This window comes from Stenotrophomonas sp. Steno-C17 (assembly GCF_056393165.1).
In genome coordinates, this window is sequence record NZ_JBWJPD010000006.1 from 157,466 (window position 1) to 176,019 (window position 18,554).

18 protein-coding genes and 1 riboswitch are annotated in these 18,554 nt (G+C 68.0%); of the genes, 11 read left to right on the plus strand and 7 right to left on the minus strand.

What is annotated here, in order from left to right:
• Positions 1-17 precede the first annotated feature (17 nt).
• On the plus strand, positions 18-1,322 hold the full coding sequence (locus AC06FA_RS07830; RefSeq protein ID WP_312707896.1) for a D-amino acid dehydrogenase: 1,305 nt from the start codon (positions 18-20) through the stop codon (positions 1,320-1,322).
• The gene (gene alr / locus AC06FA_RS07835; RefSeq protein WP_108761133.1) at positions 1,301-2,371 is read left to right on the plus strand and encodes an alanine racemase; all 1,071 of its coding nucleotides are present in this window, start codon (positions 1,301-1,303) and stop codon (positions 2,369-2,371) included. Before AC06FA_RS07830 ends, alr begins: the two co-directional genes overlap by 22 nt.
• 78 nt (positions 2,372-2,449) lie before the next feature.
• On the opposite strand, the gene AC06FA_RS07840 is transcribed toward alr, so the two are convergent.
• The gene (locus tag AC06FA_RS07840) at positions 2,450-3,025 is read right to left on the minus strand and encodes a DUF3016 domain-containing protein (RefSeq protein WP_478067814.1); all 576 of its coding nucleotides are present in this window, start codon (positions 3,023-3,025) and stop codon (positions 2,450-2,452) included.
• A 173-nt stretch (positions 3,026-3,198) separates the two neighbouring features.
• Between AC06FA_RS07840 and AC06FA_RS07845 the strand changes: the two genes are divergently transcribed.
• Positions 3,199-5,259, plus strand: coding sequence for a hybrid sensor histidine kinase/response regulator (locus AC06FA_RS07845; RefSeq protein WP_478067815.1), 2,061 nt, complete (start codon positions 3,199-3,201; stop codon positions 5,257-5,259).
• Between the two features lie 44 nt (positions 5,260-5,303).
• Entirely contained in the window at positions 5,304-5,594 is a 291-nt protein-coding gene (locus tag AC06FA_RS07850) for a DUF3247 family protein (RefSeq protein WP_108752057.1), read from the plus strand.
• Between the two features lie 60 nt (positions 5,595-5,654).
• Here AC06FA_RS07850 and AC06FA_RS07855 read toward each other — a convergent pair whose 3' ends face one another.
• Positions 5,655-5,918: a hypothetical protein gene (locus AC06FA_RS07855; RefSeq protein ID WP_053518254.1), complete on the minus strand. Its 264-nt coding sequence runs from the start codon at positions 5,916-5,918 to the stop codon at positions 5,655-5,657.
• Positions 5,919-6,075: 157 nt separating this feature from the next.
• Here AC06FA_RS07855 and AC06FA_RS07860 point away from each other — a divergent pair, with 157 nt between their 5' ends.
• From AC06FA_RS07860 to AC06FA_RS07870, 3 genes are read left to right on the plus strand one after another with little or no spacing between them, the layout of a single operon-like run.
• Entirely contained in the window at positions 6,076-7,137 is a 1,062-nt protein-coding gene (locus AC06FA_RS07860; RefSeq protein WP_478067816.1) for a class I SAM-dependent methyltransferase, read from the plus strand.
• A complete protein-coding gene (locus AC06FA_RS07865; protein ID WP_478067817.1) occupies positions 7,134-7,835 on the plus strand; it encodes a pseudouridine synthase in 702 nt (233 codons plus the stop codon). The genes AC06FA_RS07860 and AC06FA_RS07865 overlap by 4 nt, the downstream gene beginning before the upstream one ends.
• On the plus strand, positions 7,832-8,512 hold the full coding sequence (locus AC06FA_RS07870; protein WP_478067818.1) for an HAD family hydrolase: 681 nt from the start codon (positions 7,832-7,834) through the stop codon (positions 8,510-8,512). The genes AC06FA_RS07865 and AC06FA_RS07870 overlap by 4 nt, the downstream gene beginning before the upstream one ends.
• A 163-nt stretch (positions 8,513-8,675) precedes the next feature.
• Here AC06FA_RS07870 and fabB read toward each other — a convergent pair whose 3' ends face one another.
• Positions 8,676-9,884 (minus strand): beta-ketoacyl-ACP synthase I, encoded by a 1,209-nt coding sequence (fabB, locus tag AC06FA_RS07875; RefSeq protein WP_478067819.1) that lies wholly within the window; start codon positions 9,882-9,884, stop codon positions 8,676-8,678.
• Complete coding sequence (gene fabA, locus AC06FA_RS07880) at positions 9,884-10,399, minus strand: 3-hydroxyacyl-[acyl-carrier-protein] dehydratase FabA (protein ID WP_079220498.1); 516 nt, start codon at positions 10,397-10,399, stop codon at positions 9,884-9,886. The genes fabB and fabA overlap by 1 nt, the downstream gene beginning before the upstream one ends.
• A 191-nt stretch (positions 10,400-10,590) precedes the next feature.
• Here fabA and dinB point away from each other — a divergent pair, with 191 nt between their 5' ends.
• Positions 10,591-11,685: a DNA polymerase IV gene (gene dinB / locus AC06FA_RS07885; RefSeq protein ID WP_478067820.1), complete on the plus strand. Its 1,095-nt coding sequence runs from the start codon at positions 10,591-10,593 to the stop codon at positions 11,683-11,685.
• Positions 11,686-12,059: 374 nt separating this feature from the next.
• Here the strand turns inward: dinB and AC06FA_RS07890 are convergent, their stop codons facing one another.
• Together AC06FA_RS07890 and AC06FA_RS07895 are read right to left on the minus strand one after the other, a co-directional pair.
• The gene (locus tag AC06FA_RS07890; protein ID WP_478067821.1) at positions 12,060-12,968 is read right to left on the minus strand and encodes an MBL fold metallo-hydrolase; all 909 of its coding nucleotides are present in this window, start codon (positions 12,966-12,968) and stop codon (positions 12,060-12,062) included.
• A 74-nt stretch (positions 12,969-13,042) separates the two neighbouring features.
• Positions 13,043-13,681, minus strand: a complete 639-nt coding sequence (locus tag AC06FA_RS07895; protein WP_478067822.1) for an NAD(P)-dependent oxidoreductase — start codon at positions 13,679-13,681, stop codon at positions 13,043-13,045.
• Between the two features lie 107 nt (positions 13,682-13,788).
• Between AC06FA_RS07895 and AC06FA_RS07900 the strand changes: the two genes are divergently transcribed.
• The 3 genes from AC06FA_RS07900 to gph are packed head-to-tail and all read left to right on the plus strand — an operon-like array spanning position 13,789 to position 16,228.
• Positions 13,789-14,721: a LysR family transcriptional regulator gene (locus AC06FA_RS07900; protein ID WP_478067823.1), complete on the plus strand. Its 933-nt coding sequence runs from the start codon at positions 13,789-13,791 to the stop codon at positions 14,719-14,721.
• A complete protein-coding gene (locus AC06FA_RS07905; RefSeq protein WP_478067824.1) occupies positions 14,718-15,509 on the plus strand; it encodes a class I SAM-dependent methyltransferase in 792 nt (263 codons plus the stop codon). The genes AC06FA_RS07900 and AC06FA_RS07905 overlap by 4 nt, the downstream gene beginning before the upstream one ends.
• A gap of 47 nt (positions 15,510-15,556) precedes the next feature.
• Positions 15,557-16,228, plus strand: a complete 672-nt coding sequence (gene gph / locus AC06FA_RS07910; protein WP_478067825.1) for a phosphoglycolate phosphatase — start codon at positions 15,557-15,559, stop codon at positions 16,226-16,228.
• Positions 16,229-16,280: 52 nt separating this feature from the next.
• On the opposite strand, the gene btuB is transcribed toward gph, so the two are convergent.
• Positions 16,281-18,122 carry a TonB-dependent vitamin B12 receptor gene (gene btuB / locus AC06FA_RS07915; RefSeq protein WP_478067826.1) on the minus strand — a complete coding sequence of 614 codons (1,842 nt, stop codon included), beginning with the start codon at positions 18,120-18,122 and terminating at the stop codon, positions 16,281-16,283.
• Positions 18,123-18,239: 117 nt separating this feature from the next.
• Positions 18,240-18,462: riboswitch (cobalamin riboswitch) on the minus strand.
• Positions 18,463-18,554: the final 92 nt, after the last annotated feature.

The following is an 18,554-nucleotide window of genomic DNA, read 5'->3' on the forward strand; positions in this document are numbered from 1 at the left end:
CGGGTTGGAGAGTCCCCATGCGAGTCCTCGTTCTTGGCAGCGGCGTGATCGGCACCACCAGTGCCTGGTACCTGCGGCAGGCCGGCTTTGAAGTCACGGTCATCGACCGCCAGCCGGGCCCCGCGCTGGAAACCAGTTTCGCCAACGCGGGCCAGCTCTCGTTCGGCTACACCTCGCCGTGGGCCGCCCCCGGCGTGCCGAAGAAGGCGATCGGCTGGCTGTTCGAAAAGCATGCGCCGCTGGCCATCAAGCCCGGCATGGACCTGGCCCAGTACCGCTGGCTGTGGCAGATGCTGCGCAACTGCACGCAGGAGCGCTATGCCATCAACAAGGCGCGCATGGTGCGCATGTCCGAATACAGCCGCGATTGCCTGAACGAGCTGCGCGCGCAGATCGGCATCGAATTCGAAGGCCGCGACCTGGGCACCACCCAGTTGTTCCGCACCCAGCAGCAGCTGGACGCCTCGGCCCAGGACATCGAGATCCTGGCCCAGTACGGCGTGCCCTACGAAGTGCTGGACCGCGCCGGCATCATCCAGGCCGAGCCCGCGCTGGCCCATGTGGACGGCCTGGTGGGTGCGCTGCGCCTGCCGCGCGACCAGACCGGCGACTGCCAGCTGTTCACCCGCCGCCTGGCCCAGCTGGCCGCCGACGCCGGCGTGGAATTCCGCTACGACCAGGACATCACCGGCCTGCAGGTCGAGGGCGACCGGGTGACCGGCGTGCGCATCGGCAACCGGGTGGAAACCGCCGACCGGGTGGTGGTGGCGCTGGGCAGCTATTCGCCGGCCATGGTGGCGCCGCTGGGCATGCGCCTGCCGGTGTATCCGCTGAAGGGCTATTCGTTGACCCTGCCGATCACCGACCCGGCGATGGCGCCGACCTCGACCATCCTGGACGAGAGCTACAAGGTGGCCGTCACCCGCTTCGACAACCGCATCCGCGTGGGCGGCATGGCCGAAGTGGCTGGGTTCGACCTGTCGCTGTCGCAGCGCCGCCGCGAAACCCTGGAGCTGGTGGTGCGCGACCTGTACCCGAAGGGCGGCGACCTGGCCAAGGCGCAGTTCTGGACCGGCCTGCGCCCGGCCACCCCGGACGGCACGCCGGTGATCGGCGCCACCCCGCTGCGCAACCTGTACCTGAACACCGGCCACGGCACCCTGGGCTGGACCATGGCCTGCGGTTCGGGCCGTTACCTGGCCGACCTGATGAGCGCGCGCCAGCCGCAGATCAGCACCGAGGGCCTGGATATCTTCCGTTACGGCCAGTACGGCCACGCTGCCCCGCAGGAGAGCCGCGCATGCGTCCTGCCCGCGCGCTGATCGATCTGGGCGCGCTGCGCAGCAACTACCGCCTGGCCCGCGAACTGGGCGGCGGCAAGGCACTGGCGGTGGTCAAGGCCGATGCGTATGGCCACGGCGCGGTGCGCTGTGCGCAGGCGCTGGAAGGCGAGGCCGATGGCTTCGCGGTGGCCACCATCGAAGAAGCACTGGAACTGCGCCAGGCCGGCATCCGCGCGCCCATCCTGTTGCTGGAAGGCATCTTCGAAGCCAGCGAACTGCCGCTGGTGGCCGAACATGACCTGTGGTTCTCGGTGGGTTCGCCGTGGCAGGTGGAGGCGCTGGCCGCCTTCGACAGCCCGCGCCCGCTGACGGTCTGGCTGAAGCTGGACAGTGGCATGCACCGGCTGGGCCTGGACGTGGCCGGTTTCCGTGCCGCGCATGCGCGCCTGTCCGCGCTGCCGCAGGTCGAGCGCATCGTGATGATGACCCACCTGGCGCGCGCCGACGAACTGGACAGCGAGCGCACCCATGAGCAGGCCGCGACGTTCAAGGCGGCCATCGACGGCCTGTCCGGCGAGACCAGCGTGTGCAACTCGCCGGCGCTGCTGGGTTGGCCGGACGTGCGCAGTGACTGGGTGCGCCCGGGCCTGATGCTGTACGGGGCCAACCCGCTGCCGGACGACAGCGCGCTGACCGCGCGCCTGCGCCCGGTGATGACCATGCAGTCGCAGGTGATTGCCGAGCGCTGGATCGAACCCGGCGAGCCGGTGGGCTATGGCGCCCGCTTCGTGGCCAAGGTGCGCACCCGGGTGGGCGTGGTGGCACTGGGCTATGCCGATGGCTACCCGCAGTTCGCCCCCAATGGCACCCCGGTGCTGATCGACGGCCAGCCCGGGGGCCTGATCGGCCGTGTGTCGATGGACATGCTGACGGTGGATCTGACCGCCCACCCGCAGGCCGCTGTGGGCAGCGTGGTGGAGCTGTGGGGTAGTGCCCCCACGCTGGCCGAACTGGCCCCGCGCTGCGGCGTCAGTGCGTACCAGCTGCCGTGCGCGGTGAAGCGCGTGGCGCGGGTTTACCAGGGTTGAGGCAACGCCGGGCATGGCCCGGCGCTACCTGGAACGTTCATGCGATGGTAGCGCCGGGCCATGCCCGGCGGACGTGCGTTACCGCGCGGCAGTGACCTGCGGGGTCAGCTGCTTCTTCACCCAATCGTCAATCAGACGCTTCTCGTAGCGCAGCGGATCGGTGTCGCTGCGCACGCCGATGTTGTGCAGGTAGCCGCTGTCGCTCAGCTTGGCCTGGCCTTCATCGATGATGCGGCCGCTGGCGTCCTTCAGCGTGTACTGCAGGCTGATGCGCGGCGGGTAGATGTCGCGCATGATCCGGATATCGCTGCCACGCGAGCCGTGCCAAGGCTCGTAATCACCCGCGCGTTTGATGTCGGTCACAGTCACGTCCAGTGTCTGCCCGGGCTGCAGCGGCTTGGCCGCGGTGGTCTGGATGTAGCGCGCGATCTGCTGCACCCAGTCACCACGCTCGGCCTCAAAGCGGTTGGTGGTCTGGCGCAGCTCGGTGAACTGCGCCGGATCGGTCCACTGCACGCTGACCGGGCCATTGGCCTGCAATGCGCGGGGTGCATCGGGTGCGGTGACCGTACGTGGCGCGGCGATGGCGCTGCCGGCAGCCAATGTGCAGGCCAGCAGCAGGCTGGCAGCGGCGGTGAAACGCATGCGGTTCATGGCAGGACTCCTGCGGCCGGAAGGGCCGATGGTCGAGGTTTCAGGCCGAGTGTGAGCCTGCGCCCGACCCGCTGCAACGGCGGAATACGTCACAGTTGGTCGCAGTTGCCGCCAATTCATTCACGTCAAGCATGACCGACGGCGCTTGACGCTGTGAATACGTCCTTTGGAAGATGCTGTGCGTCCATACCGGCTTGCCTCGACCCCCTTTGTCCACACTGCCGCCCCTCGCCGAGCGTCCAGCGCTGCTGGCCCCTACGCCGGAAACCGATCTGCACCGAGGCGTGCTCGAGCGCATCAATGCCGGTTTCTGCGTGATTCACGTGATGTTCGAGGGTGACCGCGCCGTCGACTATCGCTTCGTGGAGGTCAACGAGGCCTTCGAGCGCCACACCGGGCTGAGGAACGCGCGCGGCAAGCGCATGACCGAACTGGAGCCCAACCACGAACGCGACTGGTTCCGGATCTACGGGGAAGTGGCACGCAGTGGCCAACCGGCCCAGTTTGAAATGGAGGCACGCGCGCTGGGGCGTTCGTTCTCGGTCGACGCGGTGCGCGTCGGCCAGGAGGGCGAGGACATGGTCGGCATCTTGTTCTTCGATGTGACCGCCCGCAAACAGATTGAAGTGGAACTGGGCGAAAGCGAGGCGCGCTTCAGCGCGCTGGCCGACGGCCTGCCGATGCCGGTCTGGGTGCTGGACGACAAAGGCCATGCGCGCTTCGTCAACAGCGCCTTCAGTGAGTTCTTCGGCGGCGATGAAACCCGCGTGCCGGAAGATGTCTGGCGCGGCCTGGTGCATCCCGACGATGCCTCGGTGTTCGAATACGAGCTGCAGGAAGCGCTGAAGGCGCAGCGGTCGATGCATGCGCTGGTGCGCGCGCGCCGTGCCGACGGCCAGTGGCGCTGGCTGGAAATGAACGCTCGCCCGCGCTTTTCGCGGATGGGCCGCTTCATCGGCCTGGCCGGCAGCAGCCCGGACGTGACCGACCGCCGCGAGATCGAGCTGGCCCGAGAGGAACTGCTGCAGTCCGAGCGCGCCGCACGCAGCGCGGCCGAAAACATGGCGCGGCTGAAGGACGAATTCCTGGCCACGCTGTCGCATGAACTGCGTACCCCGCTGACCACCATCCTGGGCTGGAGCGAGCTGTTGCTGCAGCGGGTGGACAACACCAGCCCGCTGTTCAAGGGCTTGAACGTGATCGCCAGCAGCGCCACGGCGCAGAAGCGGCTGATCTCGGACATGCTGGACCTGAGCAGCATGCTGCTGGGCAAGGTGCAGCTGGAAGTGGAATCGCTGGACCTGCGTGGGCAGCTGGTCGAAGCCATGGGCGCGCAGGAACTGGTGGCCGAAGGCAAGGCGCTGGACGTCAGCCTGCAGATGCCCGAAGAACGCTGCCTGGTGCTGGGCGATGCCACGCGCCTGCAGCAGGTGTTCTGGAACCTGCTGTCCAACGCGATCAAGTTCACCCCGGCCGAAGGTCGCATCGATGTGCAGCTGCAGGCCGATGGCGCGTACTGGGTGGTGACCCTGCGCGATACCGGCGACGGCATTGCGCCGGAATTCCTCAATCACCTCTTCAGCCGGTTCCGCCAGGCCGATGGCACCACCACCCGCCGCCACGGCGGGCTGGGGTTGGGGCTGGCCATCGTGCAGCAGCTGGTGGAGCTGCATGGCGGTACGGTCAGCGCGGCCAGCGAGGGCCACGGCCACGGCGCCACCTTCACCGTGCGCCTGCCACAGCATTACCCCGATGCGGACAAGCGGCCGCTGCGGGAAGTGATCAGCGGCCCGATCGTCGAACCGATGGTGGTCGAGCCTTACCCGCTGCGCGGCCTGCACGTGCTGGCCGTGGAAGACCAGCCGGAAGTGCTGGAATACCTGCGGCGCATGCTGGAAGAGCAGGGCGCATCGGTGTCGGCGGCCACCTCGGCCGGCGAAGCGCTGGCCCTGCTGGCTGACAATGGCCACCTGCACTACAACGTGCTGCTGACCGACATCGGCATGCCGGGCATGGATGGGTACGGGTTGGTGCGCACGCTGCGCGATGACATGGGCGTGGATGCCACCACGCTGCCGGCCGTGGCGGTGACCGCGCTGGCGCGCGCCGATGATCGCCGCCGCGCGCTGGCATCGGGCTTCCAGGAGCATGTGGCCAAGCCCTATTCGGTGGCCCAGCTGGTGTCTGCGGTGCGCCACGTGCACGCGGCGCGCAGCGGCGACGCATTGCACTGAGCATTCACGGCCGATCGGCGACCCTGCGTGCAGGAGGTCGCCGAATGTCCCGTATCGCTCCCCGTATCCACACCGACCCGGCGCAGATTGCGCGCCTGGAATCCCTGCTGCCGCAGCTGGAAGGCGAAACGCAGGTGGAACTGACCCTGCAGGATGGTCGTCGCCTGCTGGGCACCGTGGCAGTCAGGCCAACGGTGCAGCAGTTCCGTAACGACGCCGGTGATGAAGGCACCAACGGCCAGCTGCGCCTGGACGACTACGATGCGCCCGTGCAGCAGCACTATGTGTGGCTGGACGAGATTGCCAGCGTGCGCAGGTTGCCGCCGAGGCCATGAGCACAGCCACGCATGGCATGGCTCTACCCGGTAGAGCCACGCCATGCGTGGCTGATCTGCCTAATGCTCGAACACGGTAGGCGTGGCCTCGAACCGGCGCGCGTAGGCGCGCTCCTCGGCCACGCGGGCCACCTCGTCATCGGCCAGATCCGGGGCGCCGTAGACCGCATACGCCACACTGCCATCGGCGCCATGGCCGACCTGGTGCAGGCGGTAGCGTGAATGCCCACCGCCGGTGTCTTCGGGGTAATGCACGGGCGGATGGCTGCCTTCCAGATCCATTTCACTGTTGTCGACCACACCACCGACGAACAAGGCGCGCATGCAGGAGCTCCAATAGGTTGCGGGGGGAGCCCTTACCCTGAACCCTTCAATGTTGCCGGCGCATCAACGCCCCGTTGAACTTTCGCAAAGTGCGGGCGGGGCGGGGCGGGCCGAGCCGGTACAATGGACGGCCCTCACGCTTCCAGTACCCGCGCCGATGGCCGCCAGCGACGACGCCCCCCTGCAGACCCTGTTCCTGCCGTTTTCCAGCGGCGCCCTGCGCTGGCCGGAGGGTCCGGTGGCCTTCCTGCGCGCCCGCGATGGCTGGCCGCTGCGCGAAGCCGCCGGCACCCGCGAGGTCCATTTCGAGCAGAGTTTTGCCCCCTTTGCGCAGCCCCTGCAGGCCAGCGGCTGGACCGTCAGCGGCCAGCTGGATGATGCCGCCGGCAAGGGCCGCTACCCGCTGGTGCTGGTGCTGCCGCCGCGCCAGCGCGAGGAAGCGCGTGCCTTGTTCGCGCGTGCCCTGGCGCTGGTGGCCGAAGGCGGCCGAATCGTGGCCTGCCAGTCGAACAACGAGGGCGCGCGCTCCGGCGAGGGCGACCTGAAGCAGCTGACCGGCCTGGGCGGCTGCCTGACCAAGAACCATTGCCGGGTGTACTGGACCGCGCCGCTGCAGGGCCAGCACGATGCCGACCTGGCCAAGCGCTGGGCCGCCCTGGATGCGGTGCGGCCGATCATGGGCGGGCGCTTCCTCAGCCGCCCGGGCGTGTTCGCCTGGGACCGCATCGATCCGGCCTCGGCCCTGCTGGCCGAGCACCTGCCCGCCGACCTGGCCGGCCGTGCCGCCGATCTGGGCGCCGGTTACGGCTACCTGTCGCGCGAACTGCTGGAGCGCTGCCCGAAGATCACCGCGCTGGACCTGTACGAGGCCGAGCAGCGGGCGCTGGCACTGGCCGAACTGAACCTGGCGCCGCCCCCGCGCGCCGTGCCGCTGCGCTTCCTGTGGCGCGACGTGACCGCCGGCATCGAGCCGGGTTACGACGTCATCATCAGCAACCCGCCGTTCCACACGCCGTCGCGTGCCGATCGTCCGGACATCGGCCAGCGCTTCATTGCCGTGGCCGCGCAGGCCCTGCGTCCCGGCGGCCGCCTGTACGTGGTGGCCAACCGCCACCTGCCGTACGAGCACACCTTGAACGACAGCTTCGGCGCGGTGCGCGTGGTGGCCGAGCGCGATGGCTTCAAGCTGGTGGAAGCGGTGAAGGGGAAGGGTCGATGAAACTGGTCAAGCACATCGCCAACCTGGGCTACGGCAGCCGCAAGCAGGTGCAGTGGATGTTCCGCGAAGGGCGCATCACCGATGCCGACGGCGAGGTGCTGTACGCCGATGACCAGGTGCCGCACGAGGCGGTGCGGGTCGATGGCGAGCCGCTGGACCCACCGCCGGGCCTGACCATTGCCCTGCACAAGCCGGCCGGCTACACCTGTTCCACCAAGGACACCGGCCGCCTGATCTACGATCTGCTGCCGCCGCGTTTCCGTGACCGCGACCCGGTGCTGTCCACCGTCGGCCGCCTGGACCGCGAAACCAGCGGCCTGCTGCTGCTGACCGACGATGGCGGCCTGCTGCACCGGATCATCTCGCCCAAGTCGAAGCTGCCCAAGGTCTACGAAGTGGAACTGGCCCAGGACCTGCGCGGCGATGAGGTGGCGCTGTTCGCCAGCGGCACGCTGATGCTGGAATCGGAGAAGACCCCGCTGCTGCCGGCCGAGCTGGAGGTGCTGGGCCCGCGCCAGGTGCGGCTGGTGCTGCACGAAGGCCGCTACCACCAGGTGCGCCGCATGTTTGCCGCCACCGGCAACCACGTGCAGGCGCTGCATCGCAGCCGGGTGGGCGGCATGGACCTGCAGGGCCTGGACGAAGGCCAGTGGCGCATGCTGGGCGCCGCCGATCTGGACACGCTGTTCGCCGTATGACTGTGATCGCAGCGCTGCCGTTCCTGCCCGACGCCGTCATCTTCGACATGGACGGCTTGATGATCGACAGCGAGCGCGTTTCGCTGGCCTGCTGGAACGAGGCCGCGCAGGCAAGCGGGCTGCCGCTGGATGAGCGCTTCTTCCTGCGCATGGTGGGGCTGGGCGACCGCGATTGCCGCGCGCTGCTGCAGCAGCAGGGGCTGAGCGAGGGCGCGATCGAGGCGCTGGTGAGCACCTGCCATGATCTGTATGACGCGCGTACCCAGCACGGTCTGCCATTGCGGCCGGGCATCATGGAACTGCTGGAGCTGCTGAAGGCGCACGCGGTGCCACGCGCGGTGGCGACCTCGACGCGGCAGCCGCGGGCCAACCGCAAGCTGGCCGCCAGTGGCCTGCTGCCGTACTTCGATGCGGTGGTGGCGGGCAACGACGTGGAACGGCCCAAGCCGGCGCCGGACATCTATCTGCTGGCCGCGCGCAAGCTCGGGCAGGACCCGCAGCGCTGCCTGGCGCTGGAAGATTCACCGGCAGGCACGCGCGCCGCATTGGCGGCGGGCATGACCGTGATCCAGGTGCCGGACCTGGTCGATCCGGACGAAGCGCAGCGAGCGCTGGGCCATCGTATCGTGGCCTCGTTGCTGGACGCGCACGCCCTGCTGCTGCCCCTGCTCAGGTAGGTGCCAACCTTGGTTGGCACGCCTCACCGCGTTGGTAGGTGCCAACCTTGGTTGGCACGATTCTCAAGCAGTCGAGCAAGCTCGACTCTACGGGGGCGACGTGGCGCGATTTTCGACCCGCGATTCCCGGTAGGTGCCGACCGTTGGTCGGCACGCCCTTCCATCACACCCGGCCGAACACCAGCGCTGCGTTGGTGCCACCGAACCCGAAGCTGTTGGACATCACCGTGTCCAGCTTCTGTTCGCGGCTTTCGCGCAGGATCGGGAAGCCTTCCACCGCCGGGTCCAGCTCGCTGATGTTGGCCGAACCGGCCACGAAACCATCGCGCATCATCAGCAGGCAGTAGATCGCCTCGTGCACGCTGGCCGCACCCAGTGAGTGGCCCGACAGCGCCTTGGTCGACGACAGCGGCGGCACGGCATCGCCGAACACTTCGCGGATCGCACCCAGTTCGGTCACATCACCCAGCGGGGTGGAGGTGCCGTGGGTGTTCAGGTAATCCAGCGGACGATCGACGTTCTGCAGCGCCATCTTCATGCAGCGCACCGCGCCTTCGCCGGACGGGGCGACCATGTCGGCGCCGTCGGAGGTCACGCCGTAGCCGATCAGTTCGGCGTAGATGCGTGCACCACGGGCCACGGCATGGTCGTAGTCTTCCAGCACCAGCATGCCGCCACCGCCGGCAATGACGAAGCCATCGCGGTCCTTGTCATACGGGCGCGACGCGGTGGCCGGGGTGTCGTTGAAGCTGGTGGACAGCGCGCCCATCGCATCGAACATCACGCTCATCGACCAGTGCAGGTCCTCGCCGCCACCGGCGAACATGATGTCCTGTGCGCCATGGCGGATCATGTCCGCGGCGGCGCCGATGCAATGCGCCGACGTGGCACACGCAGCGGACAGCGAATAGCTGACACCCTTGATCTGGAACGCGGTGGCCAGGCAGGCCGACACGGTCGAGCACATCGTGCGCGGCACCATGTACGGGCCGACCTTGCGCACGCCACGGGCGCGCAGCAGGTCCACCGCACCTACCTGCCATTCACTGGAACCACCACCGGAACCGGCGATCAGGCCGGTACGCAGCGCGCTCACCTGTTCCTGGGAAAGACCGGCGTCGGCGATCGCATCGCGCATCGCCACGTAGGCGAAGGCCGCCGCATCGCTCATGAAGCGCTTCTGCTTGCGGTCGATCTGTGCATCCAGATCCATGTCCACGCGGCCGCCGATCTGGCTGCGCAGGCCAGCTTCGGCGTGGTCGGGCAGCGCGGTGATGCCGGCGCGGCCGTCGCGCAGTGCCGACGACACGGTATCCAGATCGTTGCCCAGGCAGGAGGTGATGCCCATGCCGGTAATGACGACGCGACGCATCAGAAGCTCCCGGTTTCGGTGAACAGGCCCACGCGCAGGTCGCGGGCGTTGTAGATTTCGCGGTCGTCCACGTACATGCGGGCGTCGGCCTGGGCCATCACCAGCTTGCGGTTGATCACGCGGGTGATGTCGATCTCGTAGCGCACCAGCTTGGCTTCCGGCAGCACCTGGCCGGTGAACTTCACTTCGCCGCAGCCCAGGGCGCGGCCCTTGCCGGGGGCACCCAGCCAGGTCAGGTAGAAGCCGGTCAGCTGCCACATCGCATCCAGGCCCAGGCAGCCGGGCATCACCGGATCGCCGATGAAATGGCAGCCGAAGAACCACAGGTCCGGGCGGATATCCAGTTCGGCACGCACCATGCCTTTGCCATGCGGTCCGCCGTCCTCGCGGATTTCGGTGATGCGGTCGAACATCAGCATCGGGTCGTTGGGCAGACGGCCGGCGGCGGCGCCGAACAGTTCACCGCGGGCGCTGGCCAGCAGCTGGTCGCGGTTGAACGCGTGGAGACGAGTCATGGAAAGCGCATTCCTGGAAGCGAAAACAAGGCAACAAGTCCCCGAGGATGCACGACGGTTGCAACGGGAATCAAACCGACACACCGTACGCGTGCGTAGTGTCCTGCACCGGAATCGCGCATCCCGTTGATGCACAACGACCATACTTTGGCGTCTGGACGGGTACGGTGCAGGTATGATGGCGGCCGACCATGAACGCACTGCGCAAGATCATCCACGTTGACATGGACGCCTTCTATGCGTCCGTGGAGCAGCGCGACGCGCCTTCCCTGCGCGGCAAGCCGGTGGTGGTGGCCTGGCGCGGTGCACGTTCGGTGGTCTGCGCGGCCTCCTACGAGGCTCGGGTGTTCGGCGTGCGCTCGGCCATGCCAGCGCTGCGTGCCGAGCGTCTGTGCCCGGATGCGATCTTCGTGCCGCCCGATTTCGCCCGCTACAAAGCCGTCTCCCGGCAGGTACGCGAGATTTTCCTGCGCCATACCGACCTGGTCGAACCGTTGTCGCTGGACGAGGCCTACCTGGATGTGACCGCGCCGAAGAGCGGCATGGCCCTGGCCACCGACATCGCCCGCACCATCCGCGCGCAGATACGCGAAGAAACCCACCTGACCGCTTCGGCCGGCATTGCACCGAACAAGTTCCTGGCCAAGATCGCCTCGGACTGGCGCAAGCCCGACGGTCAGTTCGTCATTCCGCCGCAGCGCGTGGATGCCTTCCTGCTGCCGCTGCCGGTGAACCGCGTGCCGGGCGTGGGCAAGGTGATGGAGGGCAAACTGGCCGCGCGCGGCATCGTCACCTGTGGCGACCTGCGGCAGTGGGCGTTGCCGGATCTGGAAGAAGCGTTCGGCAGTTTCGGCCGCAGTCTGTACAACCGTGCCCGTGGCATCGACGAGCGCCCGGTGGAGCCGGACCAGCAGGTGCAGTCGATCTCCTCCGAAGACACCTTCGCCGAAGACCTGCTGCTGGAAGACCTAGGCGAGGCGATCGTGCATTTGGCAGAGAAGACCTGGAAGGCCACGCGCAAGACCGAGCGCATCGGCCATACCGTGGTGTTGAAACTGAAGACCGCCCAGTTCCGCATCCTGACCCGCAGCTTCACCCCCGAGCGCCCACCCGAATCGGAACAGGAGCTGCGTGACATCGCCCTGGCACTGCGCGCGCGCGTGGACCTGCCCGCCGACACGCGATACCGCCTGGTAGGTGTCGGCCTGGGTGGTTTCCGCGAAAAGGAACCGGTGGTGCAGGGTGAACTGTTCGGGCAAGAGCCAGACAGTCCCACAGAAATCTAGTCGTCAGACAATGGGGTCAGAGCCCGTTGCGCAGCAACGGGATCCGACCCCTCCATCGCGCTGGTGAAGGTCGAGGCAATCGGGTCAAGCCGTCGAGCATGGCTCGACGCTACAGAAACCCTTCCAATCACATTGATCCCAGTTCGGGATCCGACCCCATGCCATTCCGACAGACCGCAGCCAACTGTCGAAGGCGGGGTGGGTCCGGTTGCGGGGGTGTCCGCGGCATGGATGCCGCGGCCAAGCCTACAAGGACGTATTTACGGCGTCCCCCGCAACCGGACCCACCCCGCCATCCCACGGATAGCCCGCTTTTGCCGTAGCCGTTGACGTTGAGCAGGTGCAGGGCGCAGCCCTGCAAAAGAATCCCCACCTTACGGCCACTGCATCTCGCCCTTGGCCACCTTCGCACTCAGCTCCAGCGATTCCACGCCAGCCAGCGTCGGGTAGCGCGCCCGCATGGCCTGCACCAGTGCCGCACTGTCCTTCGCCTTCGCAGTTTCAACATCGAACGCACGGATGTAGTCGGCAGTGAAGCGCAACGCGCTGGCATCCAGCGCCGCGCCTGCAGCGTAGTGCCCCGGAACCACCACCTTCGGCTTCAGCGCCTGCAGCTGCTGCAGGGTATGCAGCCAGTCGGCATGTGACTGCGCGCTCTGCGTGTCGGCCATCCACACGTGTTCGCCGGCGACCACCGGAATGCCGCCGACGATCGCGTGCAGTGAGGGCACCCACAGCACACTGCGGTCCGGTGTCGGCCCATCCAGCCCGATCAGCGGCAGACGCTCGCCTTCCAGCGTCAGCGCATCGCCGTCCAGCACCTGTGGCACGACGATGCGCGCGGGCACATCGGCCCCCATCTTCGGCCCCCAGTACGCCAGCTTGGCGGCCTGGGTCTGCTGGATATGCGCCACCGTCTGCGCGGTGGCGACGATGCGCGCCTGCGGGAACGCATCCTGCAGCGTGGCCAGGCCGAAGTAGTAATCGGGATCGCCATGGCTGATGTAGATCGTGGTCAGCTGCTTGCCGCTGGCACGGATCTTCTCGACCAGCGCACGTGCGTCGCTGGCAGCGAACTGGGCATCGACCAGGATCGCATCACGGCGGCCTTCGATCAGTACCGAGGACACCGCGAACAGTGCCTGCGACCCGGGGTGGAAGGTCTGCAGGCGCAGTTGTGCCTTCGCCGCGGTTGCGGCAGCGGGCGCAGCGGGAGTGGCCAGCAGGGGCGCACTGGCGAAGCCGGCGGCCAGGGCGATGGAGCACAGAAGAACAGTACGCATGTGCGATGCCTCGTAGCGTCGAGCTTGCTCGACGGCGTTGTTGGTCAGTCGAGGTAGCGTCGACGACGGCGGGATCAGTACGCGGCGGTGATGATCTGCTTCGGGTACGTGCCCGCTTCCAGTTCCGCAACGAAGGCAGCGCCGTAATCGGCGTAGCTGATGCGGCTGTGGCCTTCGGCATCGGCCAGGAAGGTCTTCGCCTGCACGCGGTACTGGCCGCGTTCGTCGCCCGGGCCGATTTCCGCCGCTGGCGAGAAGAACGTCCAGTCGATGTCCTCCACGGCCTGCAGCTGCTTCAGCGCTTCGCGTGCGGCCAGTGCATACGGCTTGTAGGCGTCGGGGAACCCGGGGGTGTCGACCAGCTGCACGCCGGGCGCCACTTCCAGGCTGCCGGCGCCGCCGACCACCACCACGCGCGGCACCTGGGCCTGGCGTGCAGCGGCCACCAGCTGGCCGGCCACGGTGGCGATCTGGCCGATGTCATCGCCCGGGCGAGGGCCATAGGCACTGGCCAGCACATCGTGGCCGGCAATGGCGGCGGCCAGCGCATCGCTGTCATCCAGCGCGGCGATGACCGGATGGGCACCGGCCAGTTCGCTGGGCAGGTTCTGCGCGCTGCGCACGATCACGGTCAGGGTGTGGCCGTGGGCCAGGGCGTGGCGGGCAATCTGGCGGCCGATGTTGCCGGTGGCGCCGACGAGGGCAATCTTCATGGCAGGACTCCGTGGGGCGGTAGGGTGGGGTACGGGGCCACTGTAGGCCGCTGCAGTTGCTCGAAAAACAGCGTATAACGCGCTTGTTTGTTGCATGGATCGAGCATATGGACCGATTGACCGCCATGACCGTGTTCGTGGAAGTGGCCGAGCGTGGCAGCCTGACCGCCGCCGCCGAAGTACTGGACATGTCGCGGGCGATGGTCAGCCGCTACCTGGCCGAAGCCGAGGGCTGGCTGGGCGCGCGCCTGCTGCACCGGACCACCCGCCGCATCAGCCTGACGAGTGCCGGTGAGGCGGCGCTGGCACGCTTCCGGCAGATGCTGGCCATTGGCGAGGAACTGCAGGGCGAGCTGGCCAGCGACGACCCGGAACCGCATGGCACCCTGCGGATCACCGCGAGCGTTTCGTTCGGGCAGAGCCATCTGGCCCGCGCGGTGGCCGCGTTCGTGCAGCGCCATCCGGCCGCACGCATCGAACTGCTGCTGGTGGACCGCATGGTGAACCTGGTGGAAGAGCGGGTGGACCTGGCCGTGCGCATCGCCCGGCAGATCGATCCGGGCCTGATCGCGCGGCGCTTGGCCACCTGCCGCTCGGTGCTGTGCGCCAGCCCGGCCTACCTGCAGGCACGCGGCACGCCCACCGTGCCGGAGCACCTGGCCGCCCACAACTGCCTGACCCACCATTACGTGGGGCGCAGCCTCTGGCAACTGCACCGTGAAGGCCGCGCGCTGTCGGTTGCAGTGGGCGGCAACATCAGTGCCAACGAGGCCTCATTGCTGGTGGAAGCGGTCCGCGCCGATGCGGGCATTGCCATGCTGCCCAGCTACCAGGTCGCGCCCATGCTGCGCAGTGGCGAGCTGGTGGCGGTACTGCCCGAGTATCAGCTGGACGAGTTGGGCGTTCATGCCGTCTACGCATCGCGTCGACAGCAGCCCGTTATCATGCGGCGATTCCTGGATTTCCTGGCGGGATGCTTCAGCCACGATCCGGCCTTCCAGGACCTCGACTGGCAACCGACGGGCAAGGAGCGCGCATGAACCAGGGAACGGTAGTGATCGACCCCTCTCGTACGCTGTGCGATCTGCACGCGCAACAGGCAGCGCCGGCGCCGCACCCGGTCGACGCCGAGACCATCGCCGCCGCCCGCAGCGGGCGATGGCAGGTGCACCTGACCCCGCGTGCACTGCCGCTGGACTGGCTGGGCGATGTCCGTGGCCGGCGCATCCTGTGCCTGGCATCCGGGGGCGGCCAGCAGGCGCCGGTACTGGCCGCTGCGGGCGCGGATGTCACCGTGTTCGACCTGTGCGAACAGCAACTGGCGCTGGACCGCGCGGTGGCCGCACGTGATGGCCTGCGCCTGCAGGCGGTGCAGGGTGACATGCGTGACCTGCAGGCCTTTGGCCACGGCAGCTTCGACGTGGTGTTCCATCCGGTGTCCAACCTGTTCGTGCCCGACGTGCGACCGGTGTGGGCCGAATGCCACCGCGTGCTGGCGCGCGATGGCGTGCTGCTGGCCAGCTTCTACAACCCGGCGCTGTTCGTCGGCGCGCACGACCTGCAGCTGGCCGAACAGGGGCTGATGCGCCCGCGCTATGCCATTCCCTATTCCGACCTGGACGACCTGCCCGCAGATGAGCGTCAGGCCAAGCAGGCGCGTGGCGAGCCGATGGTCTTCGGCCACAGCCTGGGCGATCTGATCGGCGGCCAGCTCGATGCCGGCTTCGTGGTCGAGCGCTTCATGGAAGACTGGCAGCCGCGGCCGCGGGTGCTGATCGAACGCTATCTGCCCGCATTCCTGGCTACCCGGGCGCGGCGGATCGGCTGATGCCGGGGGAGTACACTGGCCGGCCCATGTCGCACAGGTGCCGTCTCTTGTCCTATCCCTATCCGTTGGTGGTGTTCGACCTGGACGGCACGCTGGTGGACAGCGCTGCCGATATCGCCGAAGCGCTGAACCGCACGCTGGAAGCTATCGGCCTGCCACGCGTGGCCGAAGCGACCGTGCTGGGCTGGATCGGCGATGGCGTGCGGCGGCTGGTGGAACAGGCGGTGCAGGCAGCCGGGCGCGAACTGGATCTGGCACAGGTGATGCCGGTGTTCATGGTGCACTACCGCGAGTGCCTGCTGCGCAGCCCGCGCCTGTATGACGGTGTACCCGAAGCGCTGCAACAGCTGCGGGCGCAGGGCGTGCCGCTGGCGATCTGCACCAACAAGCCGGCCGCGCTGGTGCCGCCGCTGCTGCAGCACCTGGGCATCCGCGATGCATTTGCCCTGCTGCTGGGCGGCGATTCGCTGCCGCAGCGCAAGCCCAGCGGTGAACCGCTGCGGCACATTGCCGCGCACTTCAATCTGCCGGTGGCGCAGTGTCTGATGGTGGGCGATTCGCTCACCGACTACCGCGCCGCGCAGGATGCTGGCATGCCGATCGCGCTGGTGCGCTACGGCTACCCGCGCGGCCTGGATCTGGACACCGCACAGGCCGTGGCCGTGATCGACGACCTGCGCGATCTGCCGGGGCTGGCCGCCGACCTGCCGACGGCGTGATGCATCGATAGCGCCGGGCGTGGCCCGGCGCTACCGCGCGCGCATCAACCGATCACTTCGGCTGGTAACGCACGCTCAGCTGGTACTCGCGGCCCGGCTGGTTGAGCCAGGCAATGGTCTCGTACTGGCGGTCGAACACATTGGCCACGCGCGCCAGCACCGACCACGCCGGGGTGAGCGCGTACTCGGCACGCAGGTCCAGCAGGCCATAGCCGCCCACCTTCACCGCGTTGTCGGCATCGTCGAAGCGCTTGCCGGCGCCCTGTACGGTCACACCGGCGCGGAAATCACCGAAGCGGCGGTCCACGTCCAGGCGGGCGGTCTGCTGCGCGCGGCGCGCCAGCCAGTTGTCGTACTGGCCGCTGCCTGCGGTGCGGTTGCGCGGGTCGGTGAAGCTGAGCTGCGCATTGATGTCGAAGCCGGCCAACACCGCGCCGCCGGTCAGTTCCGCACCGCGGATGCGCGCCTTTTCCACCTGCTGCATCATGAAGGTGGCCGCGTCGTAGGTGATCAGATCGTCGATGCGCGTTTCATACACATCCAGGCCCCAGTGCCAGCCCTGGCCGTGCTGGGAAACACCGATGTTGGCGCTCTTGGATTCTTCCGGGTCCAGCGTCGGCACGCCGCTCCACGGGTCATACAGATCGCTGAAGGTCGGCGCCTTGAACGCGGTGCCATAGCTGGCATTCACGCGCAGCCCGTGGCCCAGTTCCATCGCCCAGCCCAGGCTGCCGGTGGCATGGTTGCCGAACTGCTGGTTGTCGTCGTTGCGCGCGCTGGCCTGCAGCTGGTGGCGGCCGAAGCGGGCCTGGTACTGCACGAACACGCCGGTGTTGCGGCGGCTGTCCACCAGGTAACCGGCGCTGCTGCCGTCCAGGTTGTCCTGGCTCCAGTCCACGCCGGTGCTGAGCAGTTGGCCGTCGGCCACGCCGATGTCGGCCTGCAGTGATGCACTGTCGCGGTGCGTCTGCGCGCTGCCACGGACACCGAAGTCACCGAAGTTGTCCGACTCGTTGTCGCTGCGGCCGACATTGGCGGTCAACGCCAGGCGTTCGGACGGGGTGTAGCGCAGCTTGCCGGCCAGCACCTGCTGGCGGGTTTCCGAATAGTTGTAGTAGCCGTCGTAGTGGTTCTGGCCGTCAGCGCGCAGTGCGCTGCCTTCCACGGTCCACTGATCGTTGAAGCTGTAGCCACCGCGCAGGCTCTTGGACAGATTGCGGTAGCCATCGCGATCGGGTTCATCGGCAAAGCAGCCGGTGAACAGGGTGGCCGAACCGCGGCAGGCATCGATGCCATCGCTGTGCTGGTAGGCAATATCGGCGCCGAACCAGCCGTTCTCACCGCTGCCGCCGATGCCGCCGCTGGCCTGGCGCAGGCCATTGCTGCCACCGCCCAGCTGGAAATGCGGGGCGAAGCTGCCGGCATTGCGACGGGTGAAGATCTGGATCACGCCACCGATGGCGTCAGCGCCGTACAGGCTGGACTGCGGGCCGCGCACGATCTCGATGCGTTCGATCTGCGCCAGCGGCAGGTCCTGAAACATGGCCAGGTTCAGGTCGGCGCTGTTGATGCGCACGCCGTCGACCAGCACCACGGTGTGCGAGGAATTGGTGCCGCGCAGGAACAGCGAGGTCTGCTTGCCCAGGCCGCCAGCGTTGGTCAGGTTGATGCCGGCGCGGCCAGCCAGCAGTTCCTGCAGCGAGGTCGCCTGGCTGGTTTCGATCTGTTCGCGGTCGATCACCTGCGCCGGTGCGATGCTGTCCTGCAGGGCGATCGGGGTGCGGGTGGCGGTGACCAGGATGGGGTCGAGCGCATCGGCGGCTTCATCGGCCAGCGCCAGCGCGGGCAGGGCGGCCAGCACGGCCAGGGACAGCAATCGGGACTGCAGCTTCATCGGGGGAACTCCGGGTGCCGCGCACGCCCGCGCGGCGAAGGGGAGGAGCCACGAGGGCAGGCACGCGCCGATGCCGCAGCCCGTGCTGCAGTCATCCAGCGCCATGCCCACCGCATCGCGACCTGAGGCTTCCGGGCCGGTCTCCGGGCTTGCCGCCTGATGGCACCAAGGCCATCGCCCAGGCGCCTTCCCGTGCGCGCGGCACAGTGGCGTGTTGCCTGGAACTGACGTGCTTACCGTTGCGGGGGCAGCGCCGGCCTGGCGTGTTGCCACGCGTCACCGGCTTCCCGTTTCAACCTGCCGGCCAAGGCCGCAGGTCACCTGGAAGTGCGCGCAGTCTACGCCATCCCCGCCAACGCGTAGAGTCGAGCTTGCTCGACTGCCTTTGCGCCCCCGTAGAGTCGAGCTTGCTCGACTGCATTTCCCGTACCC